This window comes from uncultured Tateyamaria sp. (assembly GCF_947503705.1).
In the GTDB taxonomy this organism is placed as follows: domain Bacteria; phylum Pseudomonadota; class Alphaproteobacteria; order Rhodobacterales; family Rhodobacteraceae; genus Tateyamaria.
Genome location: NZ_CANNES010000005.1, coordinates 70,898 through 93,407, shown reverse-complemented (window position 1 = coordinate 93,407; position 22,510 = coordinate 70,898). Strand labels below are relative to the sequence as shown.

Sequence of the window (22,510 nt, the reverse complement as noted above, 5' to 3'; positions counted from 1 at the left end):
GCCAGCGCCGCCTCAATAACCGCTATCAGTGGTGAGCACGAAATGGCCCGGCTCGACCTCGTCATATTCTGACGGGGCCGGATCATAGCCTGCGGGGTGAATCGGCGACGGGATCGGCTTGAAATTCAGATCTTTTTCTTCCTTGCGCCTGCGCGGGTCGGCAATGGGCACCGCCTTCATCAAGGCTTGGGTATAGGGGTGTTGCGGGTTTTCGAAGACGCGGGCGCGCGGGCCCAGCTCCACGATGCGGCCCAGATACATGACGCCCACATGATGGCTGACCCTTTCGACCACCGCCATATCGTGGCTGATAAACAGGAAGGACAGCCCCATTTCGGCCTGCAACTCCATCATAAGGTTCAATACCTGCGCCTGCACCGACACGTCGAGGGCTGATACAGCCTCGTCCGCGATGATCAGCTTGGGGTTCAACGCAAGTGCGCGTGCGATGGCCACCCGCTGACGCTGCCCACCCGACAATTCATGGGGAAAACGGCGCATGAAACTGCGCGGCAGCTCAACCCGGTCAAAAAGCATTTCGACCCGTTTTCGCCCTTCCTCCCCTTTGAACATGCCATAGTTATGCATCGGTTCGGCCACCTGATCGGCCAACTGCATCTGGGGGTTCAGCGAGGCAAAGGGATCTTGAAAGATCATTTGCATGTCCAACCGCGCGGTGCGCAGATCACGATCGCTGAGCGCCATGATGTCCTTGCCGTCCAGCATGATCTGACCCTCTTGAGGGTCTACAAGGCGCAGGATCGACCGACCTGCCGTGGATTTGCCGCAACCACTTTCGCCCACCAGACTCAGGGTCTGGCCCTTGTTGATGGTAAAGGACAGATCCTCGACCGCATGCACATTGGCCACCAGACGGCGGAAAAAGCCGCCCTTGACCGGAAAGCGCGTTGTCAGACCCTTGACCACCAAGAGCGGTTCTTCGGTGCCGGGGATCGGCATAATGGCCTTTTGGTCGCGGCCCATCAGCTTCATCGGTTCAGGATAGGCCTTGCCGCTCATCTCGCCCAATTTGGGGACGGCGGCCAGCAGCGCCTTGGTGTAGGGGTGCTGAGGGTTCTCGAAAATCTCGGCGACGGGGCCTTCCTCGACCTTTTTGCCGCGGAACATGACAACGACGCGGTCCGCCATCTGGGCAACGACGGCCATGTCGTGGGTGATGAACATCACGGCCGTGCCCGTTTCACGCTTGAGGCGGTCCATCAACGCCAGAATCTCGGCCTGGATGGTCACATCCAAGGCGGTGGTAGGTTCGTCCGCAATCAAAAGCCGCGGTTTGCACGCCAGCGCCATGGCAATGACTACACGCTGACGCATGCCGCCTGACAACTCGTGCGGGTACTGAACCAAGCGGCGCTCAGGCTCGGGGATGCGGACCTGGTTCATCAGTTCAAGCGCGCGTTCCTCGGCCTGCGCCTTGGACATACCGCGATGCAAGCGCAACCCTTCGGTGAGTTGGCGCCCCACGGTAAAGACGGGGTTCAGGGCGGTCATCGGCTCTTGAAAGATCATCCCAATCTCGTTGCCGCGAATAGTGCGCATCAGGTCCTGATCGGTCTGGGCGAGGTCGATGTTATCGGCATCCTTGCGGTCAAAGATCAGTTGGCCGCCCGCGATTTCGCCCCCGCCAAACTCGACCAAACGCATCAGCGATAGCGAAGATACCGACTTGCCCGACCCGGATTCGCCAACAATACAAACGGTTTCGCCTGCGTTGACGGTGAATGACACATCCTCGACGCCGACAACCGGGCCATCCTTGGTCTGGAATTCGACCCGCAGGCCACGGATATCTGCAATGGGCGTGCTACCCGTCTCGTCAAGCATTCTGAACTATCCCCGAAAGGGCCCCGCGAGGGCCGTTGATTGAGGCTATGGCCAAGCTTGCAGCACTGTCAAACCCCGCATACGGTTTTCTTAGTAATTCGAGCAACCGAGGCTTGCATTTTCATCAAGTTCTGTTTCGATGGCAGGTGTTCATCCGGGGGACTGTTTGAAAACCGAAGTGAAACCACAGGTTTACGCGGCAAGAGTGCGCTCACGATCCCGCCGGAAACGAAACGCGATCGCAGTGAATGCGGCGCAAGACCGGCATCAGGCCTTGGCCTGGCGTCCAACAAGGAGTGAAACATGAAACTGAAAACCCTGCTGCTCGGCGCAGCCGCAAGCGTCGCATGTGCGCCGTTCGCCTATGCCGATGGTCATTCCGGCGACCGTGGCCGCGATGGCGAGCTGAAGATCATTTATTGGCAAGCGCCATCCATTTTGAACCCGTATCTGTCCGGCGGCACCAAGGAACTGGAATCATCCAGCCTCGTGATCGAGCCCCTGGCACGCTACGACACCGAAGGTGCACTTGTACCTTGGCTGGTTGACGAAGTGCCCACCGTCGAAAACGGCGGCGTGAGCGAAGACCTGACACAGATCACATGGGTTCTGTCCGATGGGCTACTGTGGTCCGATGGCACGCCGGTGACATCCGAAGACGTCAAGTTCTCGTGGGAGTACTGCACCGCTGAAGGCGGCGGTTGTGCCCAGGCCGAAAAATACAACGACGTGGTTTCTGTGGACACGCCGGACGCACAGACAGTTGTCGTGACCTTTGGCGTACCCAAGCCCTTCCCCTACGGCCCATTTGTCGGTGCCCAGGCGCCGATCATCCAAAAAGCGCAGTTTGCCGAATGCCTCGGACCCAAGGCGCCCGAGTGCACCGAGGCCAACTTTGGCCCGATCGGCACAGGCCCCTTCACCGTAACGGAATTCCGTCCAAATGACGTGATCACCTTCGCGGCCAACGAAAACTACCGCGATCCAAGCAAACCCGCCTTTGCGACCGTGACCTTCAAAGGTGGTGGCGATGCCGCAGCAGCAGGCCGCGCCGTGCATGAAACGGGCGAGTACGATTATGCCTGGAACCTGCAACTCGCGCCTGACGTACTGACCCGCATGGAAGAAGCAGGCCGTGGCAAGAACGTTGTGTCCTTTGGCACATCGGTCGAGCGTATTCACATCAACCTGACCAACCCATCGCCCGACTTGCCCGAAGGCGAGCGCGCGACAATTGCGCATCCGCATCCCTTCCTGACCGACAAGGCGGTCCGCCAAGCAATGTCGATGGCCATTGACGTGGCTCTGCTGACAGAGATCGGCTATGGCGATTTTGGCCGACTGACCTGCAACGTGCTGCCTGCGCCGGCGATCTACGCGTCCACGGCGAACGAAAGCTGCAAAACCCAGGACATCGCAGGTGCCAACGCGGTGCTGGACGCTGCCGGTTGGGTTGACAGCAACGGCGACGGCATCCGCGAAAAGGACGGCATCGAATTGTCGGTTCTGTACCAAACATCGACCAACGCCGTCCGTCAGGACTATCAGGCGCTTGTCAAAGACTGGTGGAGCCAGATCGGCATCGAAACCGAATTGCGCAACATCGACGCGTCGGTCTTCTTTGGCTCTGACCCCGGTTCGCCTGACACGTTCCAGAAGTTCTATGCCGACGTTGAAATGTACACCAACAACTTCGATGGCACCGACCCTGAATCGTATATGGCAGGTTGGGCTTGTGACAAGCGGCCACGTCCTGAAACACAATGGCAGGGCACCAACATGATGCGCTTCTGCTCGGAGGAATACGAGGCGCTGATTGCTGAAATGGCCGTCACAGGCGAGCTTGAAAAGCGCGCTGAGCTGGCCAAGGCGATGAACGACATCCTGATGCAGGAATATGTCATCATCCCGCTGACGCACCGTGGTCGGAACGCGGCCCATGCCGTCACGCTGGGCGGTGTGGACCTGAACGTCTGGGATTCCGAACTGTGGAACATCGCAGACTGGTATCGCATCAAGTCGAACTGATGACGCGGCGGCAGGAGTAATCCTGTCGCCCTTTTCATTTCCGGTCAGGCGCGTGCGCGCATGTGCCTGACCACCCTTTACTTGTCCTGAAACCAATGCCCCGAGGTGTCGATGCAGACCTATATCATCCGACGATTGGTCCTCTCCATTCCGACGCTTTTGTTCATTAGTTTTGCCATTTTCATGCTGTTGCAGCTGGCCCCTGGCGACCCCATGAGCCAGGTGCCACTGACAGTCCCGCCCGAAGTCAAAGAGAAGATGCGCGAAGCGCTTGGCCTGGGCGAACCCATCATGGTTCAATATTACAAGTGGATGGTGCAGTTCTTCTGGATCGAGCCGCAGGTGCTGATTGACCACTGGTTCGGCACCAGCTTTGCCGAAGGCAAGCAACGCGTGATCTCCTGGCAGACCCGCAGCCCCGTCATGGACATCGTAGTGCAGCGTATTCCCCAGACTCTCTGGGTGGTGGGCCTGTCCTATGTGGTCGGCATCCTGATCGCCCTGCCCATCGGGATTTACTCCGCCTATCGGCAATATTCCGTCTTTGATCAGTCGGGCACGTTCATCACGATGATCGGATTTTCGATCCCCCCCTTCTTCACCGGGCCGTTGTTGATCGTGATCTTTTCGGTCCAACTGGGCTGGTTCCCGTCGATCTATGACACCACCCACGTTGTCACCGATTGGGCCAGCTTCAAAGTCCAGTTCATGCAGATGATCATGCCCGTGATGGTGCTGGCCCTGCAAACCACTGCCCAGCTCAGCCGCTACATGCGGTCCTCGATGCTCGACAATCTGGGCCAGGATTATGTACGCACCGCCCGCGCCAAAGGCCTGCGCGAGGGTGTCGTGGTCATGCAGCACGTCCTGCGCAACTCGATGATCCCGGTGATCACTGTCATTGCTCTGGGCGTGCCCGCAATCTTTGGCGGCGCGATCATCACCGAGAACGTGTTCAAGGTGAACGGGATCGGGCAACTTTTGCTAACGGCGCTATTTGCCAGCGACATTCCAATGGTCATGACGCTAACCTTCATCTTTGCGATCCTGATCGTGTTTTTCAACCTGATTGCCGACGTCCTCTACGGCGTCCTCGACCCAAGGATCCGCTATGACTGATCAAGTGACAGATCCGCTCGCCGCCCTGCAGGACAAGGAACCGTCCAAGCCGCCCCGATCCCAATGGATCGACGTGTGGGATCAACTCAAGCACCACAAGGGTGCGATGTTCGGCGGTGGGTTCCTGATTTTCATCACCCTCGCGGTGCTCTTTGGTCCCTACATTTATACCGTGGACGCGACCCAGATCGACATCCGCAACAAGGACATGCGCCCGATCTATGTGGGACTTTGGGACAGTTCGGCCAAAGTGGGCTGGAACAAGCCGCTGGGCTCGGACCAACTTGGGCGCGATATTCTCGCACAGTTGATCGCAGGCGGCCGCGCCTCCATGGCTGTGGGCTGGGCCGCGATGGTCCTGGCGTTGGTCATTGGCGCGGGCGTCGGTGTCGTCTCTGGCTATTTCAAGAAAGCCGACTTCTGGCTGATGCGCTTTACCGATCTGGTCTTGTCGCTGCCGATCCTGCCCTTGCTGCTGGTGGCTGTCACCCTGTTCCGGCAACCGCTGAACGAGGCGTTCGGGCCTGAGGGCGGCATGTTTGTCCTGATCGTCAGCGTCATAGGCCTCACCAGTTGGATGCAGACGGCACGGATCGTGCGCGGCGATATTCTGGCGCTGAAAGAACGCGAGTTCATCCTTGCCGCGCGGTCCATCGGAACCACGCCGGGCAAGATCATCGCTCGGCACCTGCTGCCCAACGTCGTATCTCCCATCATGGTGTCGGCCACTTTGGGCCTCGCCACCGCGATCATCACCGAAAGCGCGCTCAGCTTTTTGGGTGTGGGCTTTCCCTCGGACTTCCCAACATGGGGCAAACTGCTGGCGGATGCCGTGCAACGGATGGAGCAGTATCCCGAGCGTGTCGTTCTGCCCGGTATCCTGATCTCGCTGACGGTGCTTGGTGTGAACTACCTTGGCGACGGCCTGCGCGACGCTCTTGATCCCCGTATCCGCGGTCGCTGAGGCGTGGTGGCGGATCAAGATCCGCCTTACGGGCAAGAGACTGACGTTTCAAAAACCCCCGTAAGGCGTACCTGTTGGTACGCCCGCGCCCTACCCTATTTCTCGACCGACTGGCGTAGGCGCCGGACGAGCCACCACACGGCAAAGACCACCGGCAGGGTCACAAGCGCCGTGAGGTAGTTCTTGGACAGGCCAGTGGGGGCCTCAAGCGGATAGATCAGGTAGCCCGCAAGCGAGACCGCATAGTAGCTGATCGCCACGACCGACAGGCCCTCAACGGTGCGCTGCAAGCGCAGTTGCAGGTCCGACCGGCGGTCCATGCTTTCCAGCAGCGCCTGGTTCTCGGCAGAACGTTCCACGTCGACGCGGGTCCGCAGCAAATTCGCCGCGCGCACGCCCCGGCTCGACATCGCATCCAGACGCTCTTGGGCCGATTTAACCGTTCGCATGGCGGGTTGGTAGCGGCGCATCATGAACTCACCAAAGCTTTGGCGGCCGTCATAGCGTTCCTCGCGCAGCGAGGTGATGCGCTGGTTCACCAGCGCCTCATAGGCCCACGTAGCCCCAAAGCGAAACGAGGATTGCGCCGAAAGCGTCTCCAACTCAGCCGAGATCGCGAGGAGGGATTCCAGCGTTTCCTCCGCCTTGGAACCCGGCTCTGACATCATGCCGACCAGTTCGGTCAACCGCGTGTCCAGCGAGCCCAGTTGCGACCCCATCCCGCGCACCCGGGCAAAGCCAAGCATGGACATGGATTTATAGGTCTCGATCTCGCACAGACGCTGCACGATGCGTCCAACCCGACGCTGGCCCGTCGTCTCAGAGGCAAAAACGGCAAAGCGCATGTGCCCGTTCTGATCGATCCGAAAATCGCCCGCCATTACCGCAGCATCATCCAGCACCGCACTGACAGCGAGGCTTTCGGGCACAAACCAGTCGCGGAGTTTGGCGCGAATCGCGTCAACCTTGGGACGCTCCTCCACCCGCAACAGGATCGAGGTGATGCGCTGCCCCGGGGCCGTTTCCAGCCAGTCTTGGGGAAAGGGATCAAAGGCGCGCGGATCAAAAGGAGTGTCCTGCACCCCTTCCGAAAAGATCGTGTAGGTTACGAATTCGGTGTGCTGCTCCCACTTGAGCCAATGGCGCCCGATCTGGCCATAATAATGGGTGGCACCGGGTTGCGGATGTGGCGCACCGTGGCGGTCGAGCAGTTGAAACAAGTGCTGCACATCAGCATCCCTGTCCCGGTTCGCTGCCATTTCGGGCTGTTTGAACGCTACATAAGCCGCGGCACAGGGCGCGCGCATGGACGGGAAAGGGCGCGCGTGCAACTCATTGGCCAGCTTATAACGCAGCGGGTGGTCTTCGATGGGGGCCATGATCTGCTCCGTGCCTGATGGGACAGACATAACGCAACACATTTGCAAAGCAAACAAAATTTCACATGTATTTCAACGTGTTAAAAGAATGCAATGGTATGCCGAACGTCTTGAGCGACGTGGATTGAGCAAAGTCACAAGCAAATCAGCAGCTTCGCGCGTGACGCAGGACAGTTTGGGCTTACAGGGATCATTGCCGCGTGCCGCATTCGCATCTGCGCAAGGCACACTTCCGTGCGCGCCATTGCCCGCATCACAATGCAAAAGGGCGGACCTGGTTGGCCCGCCCTTCCGAAATTCCATATCCAACCAAAGGTCAGTCGATCATGGGCAAGAGCTTGTCGATCGACGCTTTGGCATCGCCATAGAACATCCGTGTGTTGTCCTTGAAGAACAGCGGGTTCTCGATGCCGGAGTAGCCGGTCCCTTGCCCTCGCTTGGACACGAAAACCTGTTTGGCCTTCCAGCATTCCAGAACCGGCATACCGGCAATGGGAGAGTTCGGATCGTCTTGTGCCGCCGGGTTCACGATGTCGTTCGAGCCGATGACGATGGCCACATCCGTATCCGGGAAGTCATCGTTGATCTCATCCATCTCCAGCACGATGTCGTAAGGCACTTTGGCCTCGGCCAAGAGCACGTTCATGTGCCCTGGCAAACGCCCCGCAACGGGGTGGATCGCAAAACGAACTGTTTTGCCCGCCGCGCGCAATTTGCGCGTCAACTCGGCCACACCCTGCTGTGCCTGCGCCACCGCCATGCCGTAGCCCGGGATGATCACGATGCTGTCCGCCTCATTCAGGGCCGTGGCAACGCCGTCGGCCTCGATCGCTATCTGTTCGCCTTCAACCGCCATCTGCTCCCCCGCTGGGCCGCCAAATCCGCCCAGGATCACAGATACGAACGACCGGTTCATCGCCTTACACATGATGTAAGACAGGATCGCACCGGAGGAGCCCACAAGCGCGCCCACCACGATCAACAGATCATTGCCAAGCGAGAAGCCGATGGCCGCCGCAGCCCAGCCTGAATAGCTGTTCAGCATGGACACAACCACAGGCATGTCCGCGCCGCCGATCCCCATGATCAGGTGATAGCCGATGAACAGACCCGCCAGCGTCAACAGCACCAGCGCCCAAGAGCCGCTGCCGCTCAGATAGAGGATCAAAAGCAGGACCGACAAGCCCGCCGCCGCCGCGTTCAGGAAATGCCCGCCGGGCAGTTTCTTGGCGCCTGTATCAATCTCGAACGGCAGTTTGGACGACCCGCCCGCCAGCTTGGCATAGGCGATGACGGAGCCGGTAAAGGTGACCGCGCCGATCCAGATACCCAGCACCAGTTCAACCCGCAAAATCCCGATCTCCACGCTGGACTTCTTGGCGATCAGCTGACCAAAGGCCGACAGACCATCATAGACCTCTTTGGGCAGGCCAACGGCCGTCACGCCATCAATGCCCACAGCGCCCATCACGAGCCCTTCGGCTGCATAAATGTCAGCGATGTAATTGATCATCAGATCGGCGTTAAAGCCAACAAAGACAGCCGCCAGACCCACAAGCGAGTGCATGATGGCCACAAGTTCGGGCATCTGCGTCATCTCGACCTTGGTGGCCAGCTGATAACCCACAGCCGCGCCGCCCGAGATCAGAACCAGCGAGGCAAACCAGAGGCCGGAACCGGGGCCCACGAGCGTCGCCAGAACGGCGATACCCATGCCCACGATGCCGTACCAGACAGCCCGCTTGGCGCTTTCCTGCCCCGAAAGGCCGCCCAGCGACAGGATGAACAGAATGGCTGCGACCACATAGGCCGCGATGGTGAATGCGTTTTCCATTGTCCCCGCCCTCTTAAGATTTCTGGAACATGGCGAGCATGCGCCGTGTCACGAGGAAGCCGCCGAAGATGTTGACGGAGGCCATGAAAATACCCAATGCGCCCAGCAAGGTGATCAACATGCTTGTCGATCCGATCTGGATCAACGCACCCAGAATGATGATCGACGAAATCGCGTTGGTCACCGCCATCAGTGGCGTGTGCAGCGAGTGCGCCACGTTCCAGATCACCTGGAACCCGATAAAGACGCTCAGAACAAAGACGATGAAGTGCTGCATGAAGCTGGCGGGCATGCCAGGGATCAGTCCGACACCCAGAACCAAGGCACCGCCAACACCCAACAGGGTGAACTGATTGCGCGTCTGAGCCTTGAAAGCGGCGTCCTCTTTGGCGCGTTTTTCCTCGGCCGTCAGCTCTTTGGGCGCTTCTTTTTTGGGTGCTGCCGCAATCGCGGCCACCTTGGGTGGTGGCGGCGGGAAGGTGACTTCGGTCGCATGCGTAATGGTCGCGCCCCGGATCACGTCATCTTCCATGTTGTGATTGATCACGCCGTCTTTTTCCGGTGTCAGATCCGTCATCAGATGGCGGATATTTGTGGCATAAAGGCTCGAGGCTTGCGTCGCCATCCGGCTCGGGAAATCCGTATAGCCGATGATGGTCACGCCATTCTCGGTCACGATTTTCTCGTCCGCGACGGTCAATTTGCAGTTGCCACCCTTTTCAGCCGCCAGGTCAACAATGACAGACCCGGGCTTCATCGAGGCAACCATGTCCTCGGTCCAAAGCTCGGGCGCTTCGCGGTTGGGGATCAGGGCTGTGGTGATGACGATATCAACTTCGGGGGCCAGTTCGCGGAACTTGGCCAGCTGTGCCTCGCGGAACTCGGGCGACGAGACCGAAGCATAGCCACCCGTAGCGGCCCCATCTGTCTGCTCTTCTTCAAAATCGAGATAGACAAACTCGGCGCCCATGGATTCGACCTGCTCAGCCACTTCGGGCCTTACGTCAAAGGCGTAGGTGATGGCACCCAGGCTGGTCGATGTGCCGATGGCGGCAAGACCCGCAACACCCGCGCCCACGACCAGAACCTTGGCCGGGGGCACCTTGCCCGCAGCGGTGATCTGACCGGTAAAGAAGCGGCCAAAGTTGTTGCCCGCCTCAATTACGGCGCGGTAGCCCGCGATATTGGCCATCGACGACAGGGCGTCCATCTTCTGGGCGCGGCTGATCCGGGGGATCATCTCCATCGCGACAACGGTGGCACCCTTCTTGGCGGCCTGGCCCATCTTGTCTTCGTCCGCAACGGGGCTGAAGAACGAGATCAGTGTTTGACCGTCACGCAGGCGCTTCATCTCTGTCGCGTCCGGCGCGCGCACCTTGGCGACCACATCGGCAGCCTTCCAAAGGGCGGCAGCGGTCTTGACCACCTCGACGCCTGCAGCCTTGTAGGACGCGTCGTCAAATCCGGCCTCAAGCCCCGCACCCGTCTCGACCAGGCATTCATGGCCCAGCTTTTGCAGAGCCAAGGCGCTTTCAGGCGTCATTGCGACGCGGCGCTCTCCGGCAAATGTCTCTTTTGGTGTTCCGATCTTCATGGGAACAGATCCCCCGTCTTTAAAAAGTCATGAATGGCAAGCCAAACGATCAACTTGGCGCACGCTGCGCAGAAATCCACTATCGCCCTCGTCGAAGAGTTACAAGGAGTGGGGCCGCGCGCACCGCGACATTAATGCAAAGATTTACACCCAGCGACGCACTTTTTGTTCATAGCGCGCAAATTCTGACCGAAAAGTACGACGCATCCGGTCTTCTTCGGGGATGATGAAATGCCGTTCGATCCACCAGATGAAGATCGGCACCAGGACCAGAGACAGCACCGCATCAAAGCGCAGGACAAAGCCAAGCAAAATGAACGCATCGCCTAGATAGATGGGGTTGCGGCTGCGCGCGAAAATCCCGCTGGTGATCAACTTGGCCGGAACCTGATGCGGCAGGATCGTTGTGCGCGCTCTGCGAAACTCCAAGGCGGCCAAGGCGATCAACAGCACTCCGCCACCGATGAAAACGCCTGCCATCAGGTCTGTCGCCCCGGACGCAAGGCTCAGCCCCATTGGCGCAAACCGCGCCTGAACCCAAGCGATCAGGATCGCAAACAGCAGCCAAAGCGGCGGTATGTCCAAAATACTTTTCATATGTGTTCCCGTGGTGCGGGCATGGTGACGGGGATTTTGACGCTTTGTCAACGCCTTGCGCGCAGACATGGCGGCCTGCCGCGTGGATGTGGTTGATCCTTGGGCGGTGCAAGCCCATGCTCAACTCTCAATGGCATCACACAGAGGAACGCCCGATGGCTCAGGAACAGACACTTACCGGCACACACGCTTTGGTCACTGGCGGCGGTACGGGCATTGGTCTGGCCATTGCCCAGGCGCTTGCGGCTCAAGGGGCGCAAGTCACCATCACGGGACGGCGGCAGTCGGTGCTGGACGAGGTGGCCGGTGACAGGATGTTCGGCGCGGCCATGGACGTGCGCGACGAAAGCTCTGTCTGTGATGTGATCGCGGCGGCCGTGGCGGCGCGCGGCCCGGTGCAGATTTGCGTGCCCAATGCGGGCGTTGCCGAAGGGCGCAGCCTGCACAAGACCGACATGGCATTTTGGCGTGACATGATGGCCACCAACCTCGATGGGGCGTTCCTGACGATCCGCGAATGCCTAAGCGGTATGCGCCAGACCGATTGGGGGCGGGTCATTGCAGTCTCTTCAATCGCGGGGCTGCGGGGCCTGCCGGGTGCTGCCGCATATGCGGCCTCAAAACACGGGCTGATCGGGTTGGTCCGGTCGCTGAGCGAGGATTACATGAGCCAGCCCTATACGTTCAACGCACTGTGCCCGGGCTATGTGGACACGCCCATTGTAGATCGCAACCAGACAGCCATCGCCGCGCGCACAGGCATGAGCGCCGAAGCCGCACGCCAGGTCATGGTAGAGGCAAACCGCCACAAGCGTTTGCTAGAGGTGGAAGAGGTCGCTGCCGCAGCCCTCTGGCTGGTTGGCCCCGGCTCTCAAAGCATCAACGGACAAAGCATCCAGATCTCTGGCGGGCAAACGGTGTAAAGGATGGATAGCGCGAGGCGGAGGACACCTCCGCCTTACGGGGATACGTCCGAGGGCCAGCTCAGGCGCGATGTCACAACTGCGTCAAGGATTACGCCTGTCGCCGCTCCGGGCGCGCCCTTGCCACATCCCCGTAAGGTGTACCTGTGGTGCGCCACCCGGGTGGCAAGGGGTGATATCCGTCGCCGATTGGACTTGTCGACGGCACTTCGCCCCGCGCAATCGCCCTGTGCACCGACGACCAGGGCCAATCCTGCATCCGGTTCACCAAACCCGCCTGCACTGGCGCGCTATGGATCATGTGGCGGTGCGCCGCCAGATCGTCCGCATCCCGGATCACATGCTCCCAAAACCGACGCTGCCAGATTCCCTTTTCGCCGGGGCGCAAGCGCACCCCTTCTCTCACTTCTGGCGCAGGCAAGCCGCGCGAAAACAGGGATTTCAACATCCGCCAGCGGGTCGAGAAATCAGAATCGTCCACAGGCAGCTTCCAAATCGTGTGAATCACCGCAGGCAGAACGACAATGTCGACAATCTCGAACGGCATGCGATCGCGGGTCTGGCGCGTCACCTGACGCAACTGCGCGACTTCGCGCACCAACAGGCTAGACCGGTGATCGGCCAACCGAACAGTGAAAAAATATAGGCCGCCTGCGCGGCCGGTGCGATTGTAGCTGGGCATGGACCCACGCTAAACGGGCCAAGGTTAATCGCTGTTTAACGCAGCCGCATCTCAGGCACTTCGCAACACCGGGTGCGCGTGTTTGCCGTTAGACCAATCGCGGCACGCCGCACCAAAAGCCTCGAATAGGGGGCGCGACACGGGGTCTGCCTTTGCATTCCATTCCGGGTGCCACTGCACCGAAAGGGTAAAGCCCGGCGCGCCGTCAATATAGATCGCCTCGGGCGTCCCATCCGGGGCATGACCGTCGACAACAACACGAGGGCCCGCCGTCTTGATCCCCTGCCCGTGCAAGGTGTTCGTGGGCACCGACTGGCGCCCCATCAACCTGTGAAACACGCCCCCTTCGGAAAAGGTCACGTCATGGCGGAGGGCAAATTTCTCGTCCAACGTCCCGTCAGGCGGCATCCGGTGATTGTCGCGGCCCGGCAATTCGCGGATCTCGGGATAGAGCGAACCGCCCATGGCCACGTTGACCTCCTGAAAACCGCGGCAGATGCCCAGAAAAGGCTGGCCGCGTTCGACCAGGGCCCGGATCAAGGGCAAGGTGACCTGATCGCGCGCGCGGTCAAAATCCCCGTGGGCGTCGGTCGGTTCTTCACCATATTCCTCGGGATGCACGTTTGCGCGCCCGCCTGTAAAGACAAAGCCTGCACAATGCTCCAAAAGGTCGGCGATGCGCACTTTGTCAGGCTCGGCAGGTACAAGCAGCGGCAGGCCTTCAGCCACATCCGCAACAGCGGAGGTGTTGATCATTCCCGCCGCTTGCACACAATACTCTTCATTGATGACATGGTGATTTGCGATGATGCCGATGATGGGCCTTGCCATGAACAACCTCTTAATTTGCGCGTGACGCAGATATAGTCAAAGCTGCCATTTGTGAACAGAGCGACCCGCGCGCAAGTGCCTGTGCGCAAAGCCGCAACTGAACAAATCGCCTAAATTTCCGCCACAAACCCCGCCTGAGCGATACCAAATGCCGCCACAGCCGCGTCATTGTCCGAGGTGTCGCCTGTTACGCCCACGGCGCCGACGATCTCACCCGCCTGGTCGCGCACCAAAACGCCACCGGGCACCGGCACAACCTGACCGCCATAAACGCCGTTGACGGCCGCCATGAAAAACCCCTGTTGTTCAGCCCGGGCCAGTTGCGCCGTGCCCGCCATGCCCAGCATGACAGAGCCATAGGCCTTACCCTGAGCAATCCCGAACCGACCGGGGGCCGCGCCGTCCTGACGTTCAAACGCTTTGCAGTGACCGCCAGCGTCCAGCACCACCACCGACAGGGGTTTAAGGCCCATCTCAGCGCCTTTTGCCAAAGCCTGCGCAATCATGATCCGCGCCTGTTCCAATGAAATCGACATATTATTTCCTTCCCTCAAGCGCTTCTCGCGCCCCATTTCTCTCGGCCAAATATATCCCGGAGTCCGGGGGCTGCCCCCGGTCCAACGGAGCGACCTACTCAACCGGCGGCTTTGAACTCCAACCGGCGGGCATGAAGAACAGGCTCGGTGTAACCCGAGGGCTGCACGCGACCTTTCAACACCAGATCACAGGCTGCCTGAAAGGCAACACCGTCAAAGCCCGGCGCCATTGGCACATAGGCCCCATCACCTGCATTCTGCTGATCCACAACCGCAGCCATCTTTTTCAGCGCCGCCATAACCTGCTGCTCGGAGACAACTCCGTGATGCAACCAGTTGGCCATGGCCTGCGCACTGATGCGGCAGGTGGCGCGGTCTTCCATGAGGGCCACATCATTGATGTCAGGCACTTTCGAACATCCGACCCCTTGATCGACCCAACGCACCACATAGCCCAGAATGCCCTGGGCGTTGTTCTCCAACTCGCGGGCAATTTCCTGATCCGAGAAATTGCGACCCAAAGCCACCGGGATAGTCAACAGATCGTCCAGCGTGCCGCGCGCCCCCCCAGCCTTCAGCTCGGCCTGCCGGGCCAGCACGTCGACATGGTGATAATGCGTGGCGTGCAAGGTGGCTGCAGTGGGCGATGGCACCCAGGCGCAGTTTGCGCCTGATTTGGGATGGCCGATCTTGGCCTCCAGCATCTCGGCCATCAGGTCGGGCATGGCCCACATGCCCTTGCCGATCTGTGCGCGCCCCTGCAAGCCACAGGCCAGACCGATATCGACATTGCGATCCTCATAGGACGCGATCCAGGCAGCCCCTTTCATCTCGCCCTTTGGCACCATGGGCCCGGCTTCCATAGAGGTGTGGATTTCATCGCCGGTCCGGTCCAGGAAACCGGTGTTGATAAAGGCGACGCGGGATTTCGCCGCGCGAATGCATTCCTTTAGGTTGGCGCTTGTGCGCCGTTCCTCATCCATGATCCCCAGTTTCACAGTATTGGCAGGCAGGCCCAGCACAGTTTCCACGCGGGTGAAAATCTCGTCAGCAAAGGCGACCTCGGTCGGCCCATGCATCTTGGGCTTGACCACATAGACCGAGCGGGTGACGGAGTTACGCAGTCCACCCGTTTTTTGCAGATCATGCATGGCGATCAGCGTGGTGCACATCGCATCCATCAATCCCTCGCCCACTTCCAGGCCATCGCGGTCCAGTATGGCGGGGTTGGTCATCAGATGGCCCACATTGCGGACCAACATCAGGCTGCGCCCCTTGACGTCAAATGGCGCACCGTCAGGGCCGGTATAGGGTGCATCTGCACGCATCTGGCGGGTGATCGTTTTGCCACCCTTTTCAAAGGTCTCGCTCAGATCGCCCTTCATCAGGCCAAGCCAATTGCCATAAGCCAGAACTTTGTCCTCGGCATCGACAGCCGCCACGCTGTCTTCGCAATCCATGATCGTCGACAAGGCCGATTCAAGGTTGATCGTGGCGATACCAGCCGGGTCGGTCGCGCCGATGGTGTCACTTGGGTTCACCACCACCTCGATACCCAGGCCGTTGCGTTTAAAGAGATAGCATTGCCCAGCGTCGCTGGTGGCATGGCCTGCATATTGGGCTGGGTCCACCAAATGGACCGAATTACCGCCCGCGGTCAAAGTCAACGCGTCACCGTCCAGATCAATGCCGTCCACATCGGCCCATTTGGCACCGCTCAGTGGCATAGCATCGTCCATGAACGATTTGGCCCAAGCCACAACGCGCGCGCCGCGTGCCGTGTCATAGCCCTTGCCCGCAGGCAGGTCGCCCAGCACATCGGTGCCATACACAGCATCATAAAGGCTGCCCCACCGGGCATTGGCCGCATTCAGGGCAAAGCGGGCATTCATGATCGGCACAACCAATTGCGGCCCGGGGATTTGCGCGATCTCGGGGTCCACATTGGCGGTTTCGATCTCGAAATCCGGCCCCTCCGGCACCAAATACCCGATCTCGCTCAGAAAGGCACGGTAGGCAACGGCGTCGAAGTCTTCGGCCCGGTGGGCCACATGCCAGGCGTCAATCTTTGCCTGCATGCTCGCGCGTTCCGCCAACAGGGCCCGGTTCTTGGGACCAAGATCATGGACGATGCCGGAAAACCCGGCCCAGAAGTCAGCGACATCAATACCCGTACCCGGCAGCGCGCGCGTTTCAATGAACTCTGCAAGGGCATCGGCCACCTGCAATTCAGCGCGTTCAACGTAATTTGTCATGGTCGGCCCCTCGCCCAGTCCTTGGTATACGCGGGCATACCTAGTGCCGCTGTTTCCTATCGTAAACAGCATTGGTCCGAAAATATTACCAAAATGATGAGATTTCGACGCGATTCAATTTTTGCGATCAAAGTCCGGCAAAATCCCCGTAAGGCGTACCTATTGGTGCGCCATGCCTAACGGCTGGATTTTGCGTCGCGACGGCAGCGGTCAGAACAGTATTTGATCTCGTCCCAGACCTTGTCCCACTTTTTCCGCCAAGTGAAAGGCCGGGCACAGACCGGACACATCTTTTGCGGCAGGTCTGCCTTGCGCCGCATCCGCCCCATCAGAAATCAAATCCCATCTGGCGGGTGTCGCGAGCGGCGGACACCCCCGCCTTACGGGGCCTGGGCGCGCGGTCGTTTAGGAAATGCCGCTGCGGGTCTTTGCGGCTGGCATGTTTTTCGATCACCCGCGACGCCTCGGCCCGGAACGCCCCGCCCTTGCGCACGGCCCAAACCTTGTCCCGTGCCGCACGCGCCGCCGCCGTCACATCCACGATCGGTGCAGGATAAACGCGGCCCAGCACCTGCCCTGCCCCCGCCCAGCGCCACGGTTCCTGCAGGTACTCATCTGGCACCGCCGCCAGCTCGGGCAGCCACGCCCGCGTGAACACCCCATCCGGGTCCTGATCCCGCCCCTGTTTGACCGGGTTGTAGATCCGCACGGTGTTCATCCCGGTCGTACCCGATTGCATCTGCACCTGCGGCCAGTGGATGCCCGGCTCAAAATCCGTGAATTGCCGCGCCAGATGCAACCCCGTTACCCGCCAGTCCAGCCAAAGGTGATAGGATGCCACCGCCATCACCATCGACCGCATCCGAAAATTCAACCAGCCCGTCGCGTTCAGATAGCGCATGCATGAATCCACAAAGGGCAGCCCCGTCTCGCCCTTTTCCCAAGCCGCCAGCCGCGCTGCGTCCGGGTCCAGCGGTCGCAGCCCTTCATAGGCGGAATGCAGGCATTGATGCTCAAGGCTCGGCTGATCCTCCAGCTTTTGCATGAAATGGTCCCGCCAAGCGAGACGCGCCTGAAAGGACTTCAGCGACCCGCCCCAGTCCTCGCGCGTGCCTTTGACCTCGCGCTGGCGCGCCGCTGCGGCTTGGGCCGCCTCGCGCCCGCTCAGGCACCCAAAGGCCAAGTAAGGTGACAACCGGGAACAGGCCCGCTCTCCGGTCAGAGGCGAGGACATGTCGCGGCGATAGGTCTTGCCCCGCTCGGTCAGGAAACTACCCAGAAGGGACAGCGCCATGGGCCGCCCACCGAACTGCCGCGCAGTGCAGGGGTCATCCGCGACCAGGCGCGGGACCGGGTCTGAGGTCATGATTGGGCCACTCAGCGCGCCGGGCATTTCTATCTGCGCCTGGCGCATGAATGCATTGCGTTGCACCGCCCAGCCATCGCGCCCGTTCAAGCGGCGCACGACGCCCGATTGTGCCAACTCTTCCCAGATGACCCCATTGGCCCGACACCAGTCGCCCACCTCAAGGTCGCGGGCATAGGTCCAGCCGTTGCCGGTTTCCTCGTGACTGGTCATCCGGTCAAATCCGATATCGCGACGCAATTCGGCCAGCACGTCAACAACGCGGCCCACCCGCACGCTCAACCCAAGCCCCAGGCCTTGTAATGCCGTGTCCAACGCCGCCACGCTTTCAGCGACAAAGTCGAACTGTCTCCCCGACACATCCGGCAGTGCCCAATAGTCCGGCTCATATATATAGAGCGGCACGACGTCGCCCAGCGCCGCCGCCCGCGCCAGCGCCGCATGATCTGTCACACGCAAATCCCGTTTGAACCAAACAACCGTTGTCATAACGACCGATCTAGGGCGCAGGCGCCTGCGCGCCAGCCATCCGCAGCGATCTTGCAGCCCGACAGCCATCCGCCTAACGTCTGCCCAACTGATTTCCCCAATGGCGGTATTTCCCACATGCGCGACGCGAGCCCACAGACGATCTTTCTTGCTGACTACACCCCCTTCGGCTTTCGGATCGAAGAGGTGCACCTGACCTTTGATCTGGCCCCGTCGGCCACGCGGGTCACATCCCGGATCCGCTTTGCCCCGAACGCGCAAGCCACGGACCAGACGTTTTTTCTGCACGGTGAGAATCTGTCCTTGATCAGCGCCAAGATCGATGGAGAGGCGGTTTCGCCCAACGTGTCGCCCGAAGGGCTGACCTGTGACGTCCCCTCCATCCCCTTCACCTGGGAATGCGAGGTCCAGATCGACCCGGAGGCCAATACGGCGCTGGAAGGGTTGTACCTTTCGGGAGGTATGTACTGCACGCAATGCGAGGCCGAGGGCTTTCGCAAGATCACCTATTACCCCGACCGTCCGGATGTGATGAGCACCTTCACCGTGCGGATCAACGGACCGCACGGCACACTGCTGTCCAACGGCAACCCCGTGGCTTCGGGCGACGGCTGGGCTGAATGGCATGACCCATGGCCCAAGCCCGCCTACCTCTTTGCGCTCGTAGCCGGCGAACTCGTCGCCCACCGCGACACCTTTACCACGAACGAGGGGCGCAAGGTCGACCTCGCCCTCTATGTCCGCCCCGGCGATGAAGGCAAATGTGCCTTTGGCATGCAGGCCCTCAAAGACAGCATGATCTGGGACGAAAAGGTCTATGGCCGGGCCTATGATCTGGATGTGTTCAACATCGTGGCAGTGGATGATTTCAACATGGGGGCGATGGAGAACAAGGGGCTGAACATCTTCAACGCCTCTGCGGTGCTCGCCTCGCCCGAAACCTCCACCGATATGAACTTTGAGCGGATCGAGGCGATCATCGCGCATGAGTATTTCCACAACTGGACGGGCAACCGGATCACCTGCCGCGACTGGTTTCAGCTGTGCCTCAAGGAAGGGCTGACGGTCTTCCGCGACAGCCAGTTCACCGCTGACATGCGCAGCGCGCCGGTGAAACGGATTTCGGACGTGATCGACCTGCGCGGGCGGCAATTCCCCGAAGATCAAGGGCCGCTCTCGCACCCGGTGCGCCCCGAAAGCTTTCAGGAGATCAACAACTTCTACACTGCCACGGTCTATGAAAAAGGGGCCGAGGTCATCCGGATGCTGCAAACGCTCGTGGGGGCTGATGCATATTCCAAGGCCGTGGACCTCTATTTCGACCGGCACGACGGGCAAGCTTGCACGATCGAGGACTGGCTCAGGGTGTTTGAGGACAGCACCGGCCGCGACCTCACACAATTCAAACGATGGTATAGCCAGGCGGGCACGCCAACGGTCAGCGTCACAGATGGGTTCGCGGATGGAACCTACACCCTGACGGTGACCCAATCCCTGCCGCCCAGCGCCACAACGCCCGACCCAAAACCGCAAGTGATCCCCTTGGCCGTGGGCCTGCTTGCCCCGGACGGAACCGAGGCGATGGGCACCCAAATCCTGGAACTGACGGATGCGAGCCAAACCTTCACGTTCCCGGGCATGGCGGCAAAACCCGTGCCCTCGATCCTGCGCGGGTTCTCGGCCCCGGTGGTGCTGGATCACGCCGCCGATCACGCGTTCCTGCTTGCCCATGATACGGACCCGTTCAACCGGTGGGAGGCCGCGCAAAACCTCGCGCGAGCCTCGTTGATCTCGACGATCACCAAGGGCAAGGCACCGGACGAGGCGTGGTTGAGCGGCATCGCTAAACTCTTGGCTGACGACACGCTCGACCCGGCCTATCGGTCGCTCATGCTGGACCTGCCAAGCCAGTCGGCCTTGGCCGCCGAATTGCACCGCACCGGGCACACGCCTGACCCGGATGCAATCTGGGACGCAGGGCACGCGCTGAAATACGCACTTTCGGACTTGATGGCCGATGACCTGCCCGCTCTCTATGCTGCCAATCAGGTCCAAGAGGCCTACGCGCCCGACGCCGCCCAATCCGGAATGCGCGCGCTTGGCAGTACCCTTTTGACCTTGCTGACCCGGCAGGACGGCGGCGATCAGGCTCAGGCGCAATATGACAACGCCGACAACATGACGCTTCAACTCAGCGCGCTGGCCAACTTGATCCGTGCCGGGCGCGGCGACGCGGCCCTGTCGCAATTCGAGGCACAGTGGAAAGACGACCGGCTGGTGATGGACAAATGGTTTGGCCTGCAAGTGTCCACCGCCGACCCTGACGATGCAGCCGACACCGCCAAGGCGCTGACCAAGCTCAAGGCGTTCAACTGGAAAAACCCCAATCGCTTCCGGGCCACTCTGGGCGCACTGGCCGGGCATCACGCGGGCTTTCACGCCAAGGACGGCTCCGGCTATGCCTTGCTGGCCGACTGGCTGATCACGCTTGACCCGGTGAACCCGCAAACGACGGCGCGCATGTGCGCGGCATTCCAGACCTGGCGACGCTATGATGGCATTCGCCAGTCGATGATCCAAAAGGAATTGGAACGGATTGCAAACACCCCGGGCCTGAGCCGCGACACTACCGAAATGATCACGCGGATCAGAGAAGCCTAGCGCGCCTTTGTTCTCTGTTCGAAAAAAATCCCGGGGCGGGTGCGGGGCTGCTGCCCTGCTCCCACCCTCTCAAGCAAAGCCAGATCATGACCCTTTTTGACGTCACAGTCCCCCCGCTGAAACGGCTGACCCAGGCCATCCCCCGCCTGATCAGAAAACTCGACGATGAGGGTCCTTTGGGGCACCGCCTGGCCGAGGACGGCTTCACTGGTGGGGAACACTTCTGCGTCGCTTTAGGCTATGTGGCCCGCACCGTCATGCCGCTGCAAGGCGACGACGTACCTGACTTGCCTTTCGACCCATCGGCGGGGGCCATCGTGGCACTGGCCCAGGACATGCACTTTCTGCTCGGCTCTCTCACGCCATTGAATTTCGAGGGGGCCGAAGCCCGTGAGATCACTCATGTCGCGGGCGAGGCCGAACTGACGCAGACAGGCCAGGATTACGCATTGCTCTATGCTCTTCCCAACGCGCAGTTCCATTTGACGCTCGGCTATGCCACGCTGCGCGCCGCAGGAGCAAATGTGGGCAAAGGGGACCTTGACGGGTTTCATGTCTACAGTCCCGGCACAAATTTTGCCCAGCGCGGCACCGTATCACACTGACATTTGCACCGACGCTATACCGACCAAATACCGACATCAAAAAAGGCCCCGAAATGACCCAACGCCCCGTTTGCCTCATCACCGGCGGTTCTGCCGGGATCGGCGCTGCCTGCGCGCGCCTGGCTGCCCCGGATTACGACCTCGTGCTGAATTACCGCGCTTCGCGATCCGATGCCGAAGCGGTCCAGAAGGACGTCGAGGCCGCTGGCGCGAAATGTGTCATCGTGCAAGGGGACGTCGCAAACCCGGACGATATCCAAACCATCTTTAAGGCAGCAGACGACAGCTTTGGCCGCATCGACGTGCTGATCAACAATGCAGGGATCGTGGCCGATGCCGCCCCTCTGACTCAGATCGGCCATGCCCGTCTGACGCGGATGATGAACGTCAACGTCATCGGCGCCATACTGGTCGCCAAAGAAGCCGTGATCCGCATGCAGGCTCAGGGCGACGGTGGTGCAATCATCAATCTGTCATCCGCCGCCGCCCGGTTGGGATCAGGCAATCAATACCTGGACTATGCCGCCTCCAAAGGGGCCATTGACACCTTCACCAAAGGGCTGTCGGACGAGGTCGCCCCGGACAACATCAGGGTCATGTCCGTGCGCCCCGGAATCATCCTGACGGACATTCACGGCAAGGGCGGTCAACCTGACAGGGCCGAACGGCTTGGGCCGATGGTGCCCATGAAACGGGCGGGCACGGCCGAGGAAGTCGCTGAAGCCATCCTCTGGCTCGCCTCCGCCAAGGCGAGCTATATCACCGGTTCCGCGCTGGATGTTACAGGTGGGCGCTAGAGGGC

At 60.5% G+C, this 22,510-nt stretch carries 18 protein-coding genes; 7 read left to right on the top strand and 11 right to left on the bottom strand.

Translation table 11 applies throughout. The features are described 5' to 3' along the window. Window positions 1-12 precede the first annotated feature (12 nt). On the bottom strand, window positions 13-1,845 hold the full coding sequence (locus Q1A44_RS12785; RefSeq protein WP_299625492.1) for an ABC transporter ATP-binding protein: 1,833 nt from the start codon (window positions 1,843-1,845) through the stop codon (window positions 13-15). 303 nt (window positions 1,846-2,148) lie between these two features. Here Q1A44_RS12785 and Q1A44_RS12780 point away from each other — a divergent pair, with 303 nt between their 5' ends. The 3 genes from Q1A44_RS12780 to Q1A44_RS12770 all read left to right on the top strand — a co-directional run bounded on the left by Q1A44_RS12780 (window position 2,149) and on the right by Q1A44_RS12770 (window position 5,956). Next, the gene (locus Q1A44_RS12780) at window positions 2,149-3,873 is read left to right on the top strand and encodes a peptide ABC transporter substrate-binding protein (protein ID WP_299625489.1); all 1,725 of its coding nucleotides are present in this window, start codon (window positions 2,149-2,151) and stop codon (window positions 3,871-3,873) included. Between the two features lie 111 nt (window positions 3,874-3,984). Further along, entirely contained in the window at window positions 3,985-4,992 is a 1,008-nt protein-coding gene (locus tag Q1A44_RS12775; protein WP_299625486.1) for an ABC transporter permease, read from the top strand. Continuing rightward, complete coding sequence (locus Q1A44_RS12770) at window positions 4,985-5,956, top strand: ABC transporter permease (protein ID WP_299625483.1); 972 nt, start codon at window positions 4,985-4,987, stop codon at window positions 5,954-5,956. Before Q1A44_RS12775 ends, Q1A44_RS12770 begins: the two co-directional genes overlap by 8 nt. A 95-nt stretch (window positions 5,957-6,051) precedes the next feature. Here the strand turns inward: Q1A44_RS12770 and Q1A44_RS12765 are convergent, their stop codons facing one another. The 4 genes from Q1A44_RS12765 to Q1A44_RS12750 all read right to left on the bottom strand — a co-directional run bounded on the left by Q1A44_RS12765 (window position 6,052) and on the right by Q1A44_RS12750 (window position 11,360). Next, window positions 6,052-7,335 (bottom strand): DUF3422 family protein, encoded by a 1,284-nt coding sequence (locus Q1A44_RS12765; RefSeq protein ID WP_299626155.1) that lies wholly within the window; start codon window positions 7,333-7,335, stop codon window positions 6,052-6,054. A 316-nt stretch (window positions 7,336-7,651) separates the two neighbouring features. Next, the gene (locus Q1A44_RS12760; RefSeq protein WP_299625480.1) at window positions 7,652-9,169 is read right to left on the bottom strand and encodes an NAD(P)(+) transhydrogenase (Re/Si-specific) subunit beta; all 1,518 of its coding nucleotides are present in this window, start codon (window positions 9,167-9,169) and stop codon (window positions 7,652-7,654) included. 13 nt (window positions 9,170-9,182) lie between these two features. Further along, the gene (locus tag Q1A44_RS12755; protein ID WP_299625477.1) at window positions 9,183-10,763 is read right to left on the bottom strand and encodes a Re/Si-specific NAD(P)(+) transhydrogenase subunit alpha; all 1,581 of its coding nucleotides are present in this window, start codon (window positions 10,761-10,763) and stop codon (window positions 9,183-9,185) included. A 144-nt stretch (window positions 10,764-10,907) separates the two neighbouring features. Continuing rightward, a complete protein-coding gene (locus tag Q1A44_RS12750; protein WP_299625474.1) occupies window positions 10,908-11,360 on the bottom strand; it encodes an isoprenylcysteine carboxylmethyltransferase family protein in 453 nt (150 codons plus the stop codon). A gap of 155 nt (window positions 11,361-11,515) precedes the next feature. Between Q1A44_RS12750 and Q1A44_RS12745 the strand changes: the two genes are divergently transcribed. Beyond that, the gene (locus Q1A44_RS12745; protein WP_299625471.1) at window positions 11,516-12,283 is read left to right on the top strand and encodes an SDR family NAD(P)-dependent oxidoreductase; all 768 of its coding nucleotides are present in this window, start codon (window positions 11,516-11,518) and stop codon (window positions 12,281-12,283) included. 91 nt (window positions 12,284-12,374) lie between these two features. Here Q1A44_RS12745 and Q1A44_RS12740 read toward each other — a convergent pair whose 3' ends face one another. The 6 genes from Q1A44_RS12740 to Q1A44_RS12715 all read right to left on the bottom strand — a co-directional run bounded on the left by Q1A44_RS12740 (window position 12,375) and on the right by Q1A44_RS12715 (window position 18,442). Beyond that, on the bottom strand, window positions 12,375-12,965 hold the full coding sequence (locus Q1A44_RS12740) for a transposase (RefSeq protein WP_299625468.1): 591 nt from the start codon (window positions 12,963-12,965) through the stop codon (window positions 12,375-12,377). A gap of 51 nt (window positions 12,966-13,016) precedes the next feature. Continuing rightward, window positions 13,017-13,796, bottom strand: coding sequence for a gamma-glutamyl-gamma-aminobutyrate hydrolase family protein (locus Q1A44_RS12735; protein ID WP_299625465.1), 780 nt, complete (start codon window positions 13,794-13,796; stop codon window positions 13,017-13,019). Between the two features lie 110 nt (window positions 13,797-13,906). Then, window positions 13,907-14,332, bottom strand: a complete 426-nt coding sequence (locus Q1A44_RS12730) for a heme-binding protein (RefSeq protein WP_299625462.1) — start codon at window positions 14,330-14,332, stop codon at window positions 13,907-13,909. Window positions 14,333-14,430: 98 nt separating this feature from the next. Continuing rightward, window positions 14,431-16,587, bottom strand: a complete 2,157-nt coding sequence (locus tag Q1A44_RS12725; protein WP_299625459.1) for a malate synthase G — start codon at window positions 16,585-16,587, stop codon at window positions 14,431-14,433. 176 nt (window positions 16,588-16,763) lie between these two features. Continuing rightward, window positions 16,764-16,916 carry a DUF2256 domain-containing protein gene (locus tag Q1A44_RS12720; protein ID WP_299625456.1) on the bottom strand — a complete coding sequence of 51 codons (153 nt, stop codon included), beginning with the start codon at window positions 16,914-16,916 and terminating at the stop codon, window positions 16,764-16,766. Next, window positions 16,916-18,442: a cryptochrome/deoxyribodipyrimidine photo-lyase family protein gene (locus tag Q1A44_RS12715; RefSeq protein WP_299625453.1), complete on the bottom strand. Its 1,527-nt coding sequence runs from the start codon at window positions 18,440-18,442 to the stop codon at window positions 16,916-16,918. Before Q1A44_RS12715 ends, Q1A44_RS12720 begins: the two co-directional genes overlap by 1 nt. Window positions 18,443-18,559: 117 nt before the next feature. Here Q1A44_RS12715 and pepN point away from each other — a divergent pair, with 117 nt between their 5' ends. From pepN to Q1A44_RS12700, 3 genes are all read left to right on the top strand, one after another. Further along, a complete protein-coding gene (gene pepN / locus Q1A44_RS12710) occupies window positions 18,560-21,103 on the top strand; it encodes an aminopeptidase N (protein WP_299625450.1) in 2,544 nt (847 codons plus the stop codon). An 86-nt stretch (window positions 21,104-21,189) separates the two neighbouring features. After that, window positions 21,190-21,708, top strand: coding sequence for a DUF1993 family protein (locus tag Q1A44_RS12705; protein ID WP_299625446.1), 519 nt, complete (start codon window positions 21,190-21,192; stop codon window positions 21,706-21,708). A 53-nt stretch (window positions 21,709-21,761) separates the two neighbouring features. Next, window positions 21,762-22,505: an SDR family oxidoreductase gene (locus tag Q1A44_RS12700; protein ID WP_299625443.1), complete on the top strand. Its 744-nt coding sequence runs from the start codon at window positions 21,762-21,764 to the stop codon at window positions 22,503-22,505. Window positions 22,506-22,510: the final 5 nt, after the last annotated feature.